The organism is Parasphingorhabdus sp. (assembly GCF_036964675.1).
GTDB lineage: Bacteria > Pseudomonadota > Alphaproteobacteria > Sphingomonadales > Sphingomonadaceae > Parasphingorhabdus.
In genome coordinates this window covers 1-10,180 of the sequence record NZ_JBALTF010000079.1, presented here as the reverse complement: position 1 = coordinate 10,180, position 10,180 = coordinate 1, and the positions used below count along the sequence as shown (strand labels likewise).

General features: G+C 52.8%; 8 protein-coding genes. 1 reads left to right on the top strand and 7 read right to left on the bottom strand.

The window, feature by feature from the left end; genetic code table 11:
• Positions 1–284: 284 nt before the first annotated feature.
• A complete protein-coding gene (locus tag V7665_RS11990; protein ID WP_335664772.1) occupies positions 285–1,238 on the bottom strand; it encodes a tetratricopeptide repeat protein in 954 nt (317 codons plus the stop codon).
• 225 nt (positions 1,239–1,463) lie between these two features.
• On the opposite strand from V7665_RS11990, the gene V7665_RS11985 reads away from it, so the two are divergent.
• Positions 1,464–2,801: a transglutaminase-like cysteine peptidase gene (locus V7665_RS11985; RefSeq protein WP_335664771.1), complete on the top strand. Its 1,338-nt coding sequence runs from the start codon at positions 1,464–1,466 to the stop codon at positions 2,799–2,801.
• A gap of 7 nt (positions 2,802–2,808) precedes the next feature.
• Here the strand turns inward: V7665_RS11985 and V7665_RS11980 are convergent, their stop codons facing one another.
• From V7665_RS11980 to V7665_RS11955, 6 genes are all read right to left on the bottom strand, one after another.
• Complete coding sequence (locus V7665_RS11980) at positions 2,809–4,077, bottom strand: HlyD family type I secretion periplasmic adaptor subunit (RefSeq protein WP_335664770.1); 1,269 nt, start codon at positions 4,075–4,077, stop codon at positions 2,809–2,811.
• The gene (locus V7665_RS11975) at positions 4,074–5,177 is read right to left on the bottom strand and encodes a cell wall hydrolase (RefSeq protein WP_335664769.1); all 1,104 of its coding nucleotides are present in this window, start codon (positions 5,175–5,177) and stop codon (positions 4,074–4,076) included. Before V7665_RS11975 ends, V7665_RS11980 begins: the two co-directional genes overlap by 4 nt.
• Positions 5,174–7,303: a type I secretion system permease/ATPase gene (locus V7665_RS11970; RefSeq protein WP_335664768.1), complete on the bottom strand. Its 2,130-nt coding sequence runs from the start codon at positions 7,301–7,303 to the stop codon at positions 5,174–5,176. Before V7665_RS11970 ends, V7665_RS11975 begins: the two co-directional genes overlap by 4 nt.
• Before the next feature lie 67 nt (positions 7,304–7,370).
• Positions 7,371–8,768, bottom strand: coding sequence for a TolC family protein (locus V7665_RS11965; RefSeq protein ID WP_335664767.1), 1,398 nt, complete (start codon positions 8,766–8,768; stop codon positions 7,371–7,373).
• A 17-nt stretch (positions 8,769–8,785) separates the two neighbouring features.
• Positions 8,786–9,493: an OmpA family protein gene (locus V7665_RS11960; RefSeq protein ID WP_335664766.1), complete on the bottom strand. Its 708-nt coding sequence runs from the start codon at positions 9,491–9,493 to the stop codon at positions 8,786–8,788.
• A gap of 44 nt (positions 9,494–9,537) precedes the next feature.
• Positions 9,538–10,180, bottom strand: a 643-nt coding sequence (locus V7665_RS11955; RefSeq protein ID WP_335664765.1) for a hypothetical protein, incomplete at its 5' end; no start/stop codon positions are given.

Here is a 10,180-nt window from a genome sequence, read left to right as displayed (position 1 = left end):
TTTGGCCTTAGGTGTAATGCCTAGCCCACCTTTTAATATATAGGGACTCGAACTAGCAGACTACCCGACAGCCCACCTTTTGACATGCGAAACGGTGAAAATCTATGTTTCGCCATGTTCAGCCAATTTTGTCGTACCTATTTGAATTATATGATAAATATTGCGACATGTTCAACTATGGAAAAATGCCGCCATGAATCTTCTGGCACCATATTTTCATTCGCTGATGACCGCGAAAGATTGCCAAACCCTCAGAAAACAGCGAAGTCCGCATCTGTCTCAAATTATCTGACGACGGACACGCCCAGTATCTTAGCGACCTCTTGCTGCAGGCCCTGATTTTTCAGACTTGCAATCAGTCCCTCTTTGCTTCGCAAGGTTGCTTCATTTTCTTTGCCTAATTTGATCTCTCGCCGGGTCCAGGCATGATAAAAATAGGGCTCGGCCTCGCTATATTTCTTTTGCATCGAAAGATTAGTACCCAGCCGATGCAGGCAGCTCATCGTATCTTCGTGATAGGGACCATTAGATGCGTTCAGTATTTTTAACGCAACACGGAGATAAGCCTCTGATTCCGAGGCGAATTTCTTATTGCCCAGAACATCAGCCAGCAGAATCATAAATTTGGCATTCTCTACATCGTCGCGGCCGCGTACTTCTTCGTTCAGCGTCAGCGCCCGCTCCAGCAATTCCCGCGCCTTTGTCAATTGCCCCTGCTGGCCATATGTGTAACCCAGGTTTGCTAGGCTGTTAATGGTCAGAGGATCCCGCGAGCCGAGGATCAAGGTGCGAAAATCCAACACCTCTTGATAATGAATGGCGGCCTCCGCAGACCGGCCTTGCGCGTTGAGATTGGACGCCAAATTGTTGAGGCTGGAAAGAGTATAGGGGTGATGTTCCCCAAGCTCGACAGCGTTGATTCGATAAGCCGTATAAAATAAGCGTTCTGCCGCGAAAAAATATCCCACTTTGTGCAGTTCTACGGCATGGGTTGTGAATATTTTCGCGCGGTCACTGCCAGTTTCAGCCGCCATGTTTTCGACAATTTCAAAAATGGCGTCAGAATGTTTAACCGCGGGCACAATATCGCGCTCATCATAGGCAATTTGTGCCACTTTACCAAGATTAAGAATTTTTACCTTAGCTATGCCTCGGGCAATTTCAGCATCCGGATCTTTCTCGATGTCTTGCGCCGCTAGTGCCTGTGATGCAGGTGACGGCGACGCCGAAACCAGCATAATCAATAGCCAATATTTGGCCCTGATTTTGGAGCCTTCAATAATGATATTACACCCACAAAAATTAGCTGCTTAATATACCAAATAGGCGGAGATTTGTCAAAATTTTTCGAGTTATAACTTATTGAAAAGCATATATTATCTAACTTTTAACCATTAATTTTCAAAACCCGCTAACCACATGCGTAAATAGTAACTTATTCTGGGTCTGCGATAGCGCTTTGGATGAGCAAGTTACTTCCTCTTTCCAGCGCCCAAATGGCCTCGCTTTCGATAGCCGGGCACAGACTCCGGCCTTGTAAACTCCCTTTATGGTCCTCAGCTTTAGCGATATCTGCTGTCTTTTTCGCATCCCAGGCACAAGCTGGCGTTTGGCAAGCTGAGCTTCGTGCTGATAGCAGCGAATTTTGTCAGAATTTGGAGATAGCGGCGCCGGGAAAATCCGATGCGATATTGGGCGTACAAATGAGCGCCCTCGAGGCCATGCAGAACGCACAGCAGAAAGTCGAAAGATCAAGTTGTCCAGACGGGGGCGCAGTTCCGAATGGATCCGCGCAAATTTCTTCTGTTTTCGTGAACCACGAACCGGTTACGAAGGAACCGGTAAATTTCAGCAAGACGCAGTTGGTTGAATTTCCTGCGACAATTACGAAACTGGCGTTAGCTACACAACCAATCTTGCCACAGCCAGAACCACAGATGGTCGCCCCAATGTTTGTCGGTGCGGCTGTTCAAAGTAGCCCCGAAACTGCACCTATAATGAACCAGGAACTAGTTAGGCAGGCGTTGGCCAATTTGGGCAAGAAGCAGTGGCTTGCAGGTTCTCCCCTAGTCACGAAGATAGCATTTTCTTCACAACCAATATTGTCACAACCAGAACCGCAGATGATCGCCCCAGTGTTTGCCGGTAGGGATATTCTAAGCAGTCCCGAATCCACACCGCTAACGGCGCGCAACATCGAACAATCGGCAAAAACCCACTACAATGGAAAGCCCGATATTTTTGGGTCCTTGGCGCTGAAAATCAGCCGAACGCCGATGGATCAAAAATGGAAACATGCGCATAACGTCCAAGAAATAAATATTGCTAGAACAGCACTGGCTCAAGCTGGCGGAATCGTCGGGGTCATTCACAAGGAGAATAACATCCGCGTCGTCAATCGCTGGGTCAACGCCAATGTTCGATATGTTGACGATTACAAGCTTTATGGGAAAGCAGACTATTGGGCGAGCGTTGGAAGAACGCTTAAATCCGGACGCGGCGATTGCGAAGATTATGCGATCGCGAAAATGGAACTTCTGAAGGCAAGCGGGATCCTATCATCTGATATGTTTTTGGTCATTGCCAAAGACCTAGTCCGCCGGGCGGATCATGCTCTGCTGGTCGTGCGCGTGGGGAATGACATGTTGGTACTGGATAATGAGACAGACCGAATTTTACACGCTGAAGATGTCCGTGATTATCGACCGATCATGAGTTTCAGTTCAAACGGGAAATGGCTGCACGGTTATCCCGCCAAACCGATCAACACTCAAATGGCATCACTCGAACTGGGTCGGTAATCCGGAGCTATCTCTCAGTTAGTGCCTGTGATCGCGCTCGCAAGACCGGCTTGAGCAAATAGCTCAATATGCTTTTCCGCCCGGTCAAAATTTCGACATCGCAAATCATGCCTGGCGTTATAGGCAATTTTTTCCCGGCTGCCTGTAACCAAGCCTGATCGGTCTCGACGATAACGGTAAAATAGGCTTCCTGCTTTACTTCGTCGTAAATACTATCCGCTGACACCTGCACGACATTGCCTTGCAAGCCACCGTAGATCGAGAAATCATAGGCTGTAACCTTAACATTGGCACGGTCGTTGACTCGGATAAAGGCAATATCGCTAGGTCTGACGCGGGCTTCGATCAGTAATTTGTCGCCGATCGGAACCACCTGCATAATTTTTTCCCCGGGGCCGACGAAGCCGCCAATGGTGGTTATCTGCACATCATTGACGATACCATCAACCGGAGAACGGATTTCCGAGCGATCCAATCGGCCCTTGGCCCCGCGAATCGACTCCTGATTTACCGCAATTTTTGCAGCGACCTGACTGCGCTCGCTTAAGGCTTCCTGCCGGAATTGCAGATTAGCCTCTGAAAGCTGGGCTTGTGCCTCACGCACAGATGCAGCGGCTCGTGCCACGCCCTGTCGCGCTGCAGCCAAGCGACCCTGCAAATCAACCAGTTCCCGTTGTGCGGTCATCAGTTCGGTTTGCGGAATGATCGATTTTGCGGCCAGCGGTTGCAACATTGCTACCTGCTCGCGGGCCAAAGCTACGCTGCTCTGAAGACTGGCGACTGTTGCCTGGGCCTCGCTCTGATCCCGTCTTCGTTGTTCGATTGCTGCTGACAATCCAGACAGCCTCGAACGTAATGCCGCCCCCCGTGCGCGTTGTAGGACTGCCTCCTCCGCACAGGGTGCACCAGGTGGACAATCGGCCCCGGCGCCACTTCCCTCTCGGCCCAGTCGCGCAGCGCGGGCTGACAAGGATCTGTTTTCGGCTTCGATCTGACCTAGCGCCGACGATGAATCCGTATCGTCCAGCCGTGCCAGCAACTGGCCCTTTTTGACCTGTTCACCCGATCGAACGAGAATGTCGGAAACGGTGGAAGGGTCGCTAGCCTGTATTACCTGAACCTTGCTCGATGGTATGACGCGCCCCTGACCGTGGGTAACTTCGTCGACCTGAGCAAGGCTGGCCCAGACGAGGAACAGAAACATGCCTGCTACACCGATCAGAAGGATACGCTGGCTGCCGTTCAACCGGCCTAGAGAGGAGAGTAGATTCTTCACAGGCCGCCTCCTTCAGAAACGGTCCGCCCGGCCGGGGAGGGCGCGTGCTGATTATCCCTCAGTTTCGCAAAACTTTCTCTGGTCTCGGATGGCTTTGGTATGCGCAGCGTCCAGCCCTTGTTGACATCCAGCCGGCCGCCGACGTCGGTTTCGGCATGACGGTCGGTTACGGCTGGCGGAACCGACAGGCCGTTTTTTGCGAAGTTCACAGCATCGGGTTCTTGGAATGGTTCTGCGGGTTTTCGGATCATTTCAAGCGACGGTAGATATTCGCTTCCTGTATATCGGCTGGTAAAAGCGGCGCGCCGTCCCCAACCCCCCGGCCAGGCATAAAAAATATGCGCTCCCAGTTTCTTTATCTTCGCCAATTTTGGTGCCCAATATGGCGAAACATAGTCTGCATGATAGTGGGTTGCGGTTCCCACGCTAGGCTCAACATAGCCGGCAAGCGCCGCAGCTGCGACAGATTGTGACGCCGTCCAAGCCGCTTTTTGCGGCTTGCGAAATAGAGCACCATCGCAGGTGAAACTGAACTGACAGACGCGAGCCAGATGGCCTTGATAGACAACGCCGCAAACAGAGGAGGGAAAAGCAGGATGTTTCACCCGGTTCAGCACCACTTGGGCGACGGCCTGCTTGCCGGCCAGTGGTTCAAATCCCGCTTCATAATAGATAGCCTGCGTCAGGCACGTTTGTGCGTGCTGCGCATTGACTGCCGTTGTGGCCGCCAGCCGAAAGGGCCTGGCGGCAGAAACGGGTTGACCAGAAAATGGCAGAGCCGCGTTGACAGCCAGCGCGTTTTCACCAGTTACAATGGTCTCTGCGGGTTCGCCTTGGGTGACATCAATCAACATTTGCTGCTCGGCCGTGCGCTGCACCGATCGTTTGTTCGCAGGGGACGCATTCGCGCTATCGGTATCCAGCCAATTCATGACCGGTCCACTCCACCGGTCATAGCTGGCCCATGTGACTGCAGCTATTGCCAGAAAAATGGCGAGAAAGACGTGAAAAGACCAGGTACTTCGGCCTTCATTGGTGTCCACGGCATCAAGCGCTTTTCTCAGCGGTTCTGCCGCCTCAAATTTCGGTTCGTGGATCATGGAAGTTTCTCGCCATTGCCGACACGCGACAATATTTCATCACGGGGTCCGTCCGCTACTATCCGCCCCTGATCCATCACAATGATCCGGTCGACTATCGATAAAATCGCCTGCCGGTGAGTGGATATCACCAATGTCTGGTCGGGTTCTAGTGCACTCTTCAGGTGGTCGATGAACTGGCGTTCGGTCTGCACGTCCATCGCCCCGGTGGGTTCGTCAAGATACAGGAGCTTGAACGGACTCATCAATGCGCGCGCGAGTACAAGGAAGCTACGCTGGCCGCCGGATAAGCGGGCACCGCGTTCTCCGGCCAGCCGGTCAAAGCCGACGGCATCACGGGCAAGGAACTGGTCAGCGCCAGATTTTCGCAAGACTGCCATCATATGTTCCGGATCGCTTTTGGCGACACCCAGTGTCAGGTTTTCCTTGATGGAGCCGCTGAAAAGTTCGGAATCCTGTCCGACATAACGGAAAACCGAACGCAATACACGCGGTGGATATTGCCGACTGTCCAGGCCGTCGACCATTATTGCACCGGAAGCTGGCGGGTAAAGTCCACAGATCAACCGTCCCAAAGTCGACTTTCCCGACGCAACCCGGCCAATGACAGCGACCCTTTCGCCCGGCTTGAACGTTACGTTCAGACTGGACAGAGATTCAGTGTCGGCTTCAGGATAGGCAAAGCTGACGTCGTCAAAAACAATCTTGCCGGCGCTGACCTCGGGAGTGATCGAGCGACTACCCAGACCGCGTTCATCGACCTGCTCTGTCATTGTCTGGATGCTGTCGAGAGTCAAAAATGCCTGGCGGCCGCGCGTCATCAGAAATGCCAGTTGGCCGACCGGGCTCAACGAGCGTCCCGCGAGCATGACGATCGCGATGATCGCACCCATGGAAATGATGCCGGCGTTGAACAGATAAAATCCGCCGATAATCAGGCTGATACTGGTGGTCTGTTGACAAAGGGATGCCAGATTGATCGCGACAGCGCCAAGTCGCCGCATTTTTTCCTGCGTGTCGGCACTCATCTGCGCGTATTTTCTCCAGCGGGAAAGCATCCGACCTTCGGCGCCGCAGGCCTTCAGTGTTTCGATGCCAGCGATGGATTCTACCAGCATCGAATGCTGCAGGCTGGAATCTGCCTGCGCCTCGAAAGCCGCAACTCCCATTTTCTTTTGCAGGACATAACCTGCAACCAGCATAATGATGATCATCACGACCGGCACCAGCGCAAGCCATCCGGCAATCACCGCAATCAGAGCGACAAATATCACCAGAAACAGCATGTCTATGATCAGAACAATCGTCGTCGAGGCGAAAAAGTCGCGGACAATTTCATATTCTGATACCCGTCGCACCATCGCACCAGTGCTGCCGGAGCGGCTGCCCAGAGGGATATTGACAACCTTCTCGAACAATTTTTGGGAAAGCTTGGCATCCAGTTTGCGGCCGGTTTCATCAATGAGCCGCGCCCTGGCCAGGCGCATGCCGTATTCCAGCATGAACGCCAGAAACACACCAATGGCTAGCACCCAAAGGGTGGCCGCAGCCTTGTTCGGGATGACCCGATCATAAACATTCATAGTGAATAGAGGCAGTGCAAAACCTAATAGGTTGATGAACAGAGCCGCACCGGCCACCTGCTTGAATGCTCCGCTTTCCTTGCGCATTTCATCCCAGAACCAATGGCTCTTTTGAGCGGTGTCCCAAGGCCGTTCATGCTGACGGATTTTTGTAGCGTCGGCCGATACCGCTATGGTCTCACCGCCATGTTCCGCAGCGAGGTCGCTGATGGCGAGTGATTGCAATTCCTCGAAGCCGGGCCGGTGAATGACAAATTCATCACCGTCTTTTTCCAGTACAACCACTGCGCCGCCATCCCGCAAGGAAATGATGGCGGGCAAGCGGTTCTCGGCAATCCGCTCCAATTTCCGCGTGATGAGAACCGCTTTTAGTCCCAAAAGTCCGAGCGCCGGTTCAACCTGGTGAAAAGGCAAACAGCCAGCTTCATCCGCAGCTAGCCCCGAACGCAGGACAAGTGCGGATGTTGTCTGGCCGAAATGCTCGGCCAGAAATACCAGGCAATTCAGAACATCGTCGCTCCGATCTTCGTCTTTGCCTAGCATATCAGGCGTTTCCATGTTCAACGCAGGTTCCTTGATTTTCGGGTACTAAAATCCAACGCAAATAGCTCTATTTCGGATACCGTCGGTAATCGGTTTCGGCAGGCGGTGTCGGCCCAACATTATAACGTTCTCTTGCATAGGCCTTGGCCGCGTCAGGCGCACCCAAATTCAGCGCTTCAAGAAATTGGTTGGTCGCCGCGAGCACCTGGAATTCAGCAAACATTTCCGAGAATCGTGCGGTTTCAGTGCGCACTTGCACATTGTAGCGCGTATTTTGCGCATCAAGGACGTCGAGCAGCGAGCGCCGTCCAACATTGAACTGTTCCCGATAGGAGATAAGCAAATCATCAGACACTTGCCCCTGTTTGGTGAGCTCATCAAGCAACTTGCCTTGCGTATTCATGCGATTCCAAGCGGTCCGGGCATCGCTTTCTGCTTCCCGGTTCATTTGATGCAGCCGGAAACGAGCCTCGCTGGAGCGGCGAACCATCTCCTGAAATTTCGCACGGTTTATTCCGCCATCAAAGATATTCCAGCGCAGCACCACGCGGGCAATAAAATCACTGGTCCGACCGCGAAACCCGTCGATATCCTCACCGCCACGGCCTCTGGCTTCGATACCAATGGTTGGGGCAAGATCTCCCTTGGCCTTTTTCACCATCGCATGGGTAGCATCAACATCTGCCATGGCTTCGCGAACCTTAGGATTGTCAGTGCGTGCCTGCGAAACAGCCTCCGCCAAAGTAGGCGCGACTTGAGCGCGCTTCGATGGTGGCATCGCAACATCGTTGATTGAGAGCCCAGTCAATTGCCGAAGCGAAATGGTTGCATTGACCATGTCTTCTTCAGCTTCTGTTTTTCGGACCAATGCGGCCTGCATCCGTTCCTCGGCCTGTTGCTGGTCCGCTATACTGATCGATCCCTGGGTAACACCCTGCGTCAAATCACCAACAAGATTGCGGTGGAAGGTGATGTTGTCATCAGAAGCTGCAACAATTCGTTGTTGCAGCAGCAGATCAAGATACTGCCTTGCGACCTGAAGGGCTATGAATTCTGATCTCTCTTCCACACGCAACGCCGCCCCGTCGGTGCGGGCAGCTTGCCGTTGCAACTCACCAGACCGTCGGCCGAAATCGATCAGAGTCTGTTCTCCAAATATGCTGAGTTCTGCAGGATATAATGTCTGATTATCAATATTTAACGCGCGCCTTGTAACATTTTCCAACCGACGTACTCCGGCCGAACCTTCGACGGTGATCCGTGGCAGAAAAAGTCCCTGAGCTTGTTCCCGCTCAAACTCGATTGCTTCCTTATTCTGGATTGCCTGATTAATTTCAGGATTGGACTCCAGCGCGGCTTCGACTGCCTGCACAAGATCAACCGTTTGTGCGGACACCGGATTTGCAACAACCAGTGCGGATATTGCTGATCCAAGAGCCAGACATTTCATCTTTACGTTTTTCATTTTATCATTCCCCCTGCTTAGCGACCCGCAGGCAATTGGTTAATTTCAACACGGCGGTTGGTTGGATTGCGTTCACCATCCAGCGTCTGTATTTTCAATTCACTTTCTCCCCGGCCATCAACGGTCATTGAACTGGAGGAAATGCCCGCTGATTGCATAAGACTTGCAATTGCCTGAGCGCGCTGGACCGAAAGTGGATAATTATAGCTATCGGAGCCAGATGCATCGGTATGGCCCACCACCGAGAAAGCATTCCAACCGCAAGAGGTCATATTCCCTACAATCAACGCCACTGTAGCCGACGCATCCGGCGGCGGCATGGCGGAATCCCAGTCAAAAAAGACAACCATCGGAAGCTGTTCCCGACATTGCACATCATCAATGGGAGGCGGAGGCGGAGGCAATGGATCGCCAACCATGCGCAGAGCAAAGCGTTCGCATTTCCCGATGCTGTCTGCATCTTTGGTTCCGCTCTTCAGGAACCCCAGTGCGATACCGCATTGTACCTTAGTTTCTGACGCCCAATAATATTGAGAATCGGTCGATTTCAGGACATTCTCACTGAGCGTAGCCGCAAGCGCTGTCTGGTATCGGCTTTCAACTTCTCCTCGTAATTCCGCTTTGCCCAATGACATCAAGTCGCTGCCCTGCGCTAGTGCCACGCCGGGTAATGCGATTGCGCATCCTCCAAAAAACATGGTTAATTTTCCTAATTTCTTCTTCATTGTGCCCTCCGAAAATTCGGTTCTCAGTTTTTTACTATTTTGAATTAGACTGTTGCATGGCCGGCATCCATCATGTCGACATGCGCTTGCAGACCATCTGATACACCCGGAGAGAAATGTCCGGCGTCGCCTGGGACGAACATATCAAGAACCTGTTCCGGAAGCGCCTGACCCGGAAGATGCTCAATCGCTCCGCGGCTACCGTCGATTTCGATGCCGGCGAAGCTTTCAATCACCGCATCAATCGATACAAACGCCGGTGATCCGCCATCGATAGCGTCTGCGACGATCTCTTCGACGATCGCCGGCGGCGTATCGGGTGTCGCGATGTCGATTTGCACCGGTGCTGGAGTCTTGCCCAAAGCGGCCAGCCCTTCGACATTCATCGGAATGCCCATGTCGAGTTGCAGTCCGGATGCAGGTTGAAACTCACTCGCATCAAAACCCGGCTGCGCATCGTTGTTGCCCGAGCTTTCTTCGACAATCATCGCTTCGCCGCCGGCGATCCCGGAGTGAACCGGTGCCTCGTCAGAGCCGGGCCTATTGCCGCTGGACACGGCCTCTTTTTCGGAGGTGCTAGTTTCGTCATTGGCAGCCTGAACGCCGTCGAGATGCAAGATTTCGCGCTGTGTCTGTTCACTGCCAGCTACAGACGCTATATAACCCGTCGTCCCGCCGGATGCATCG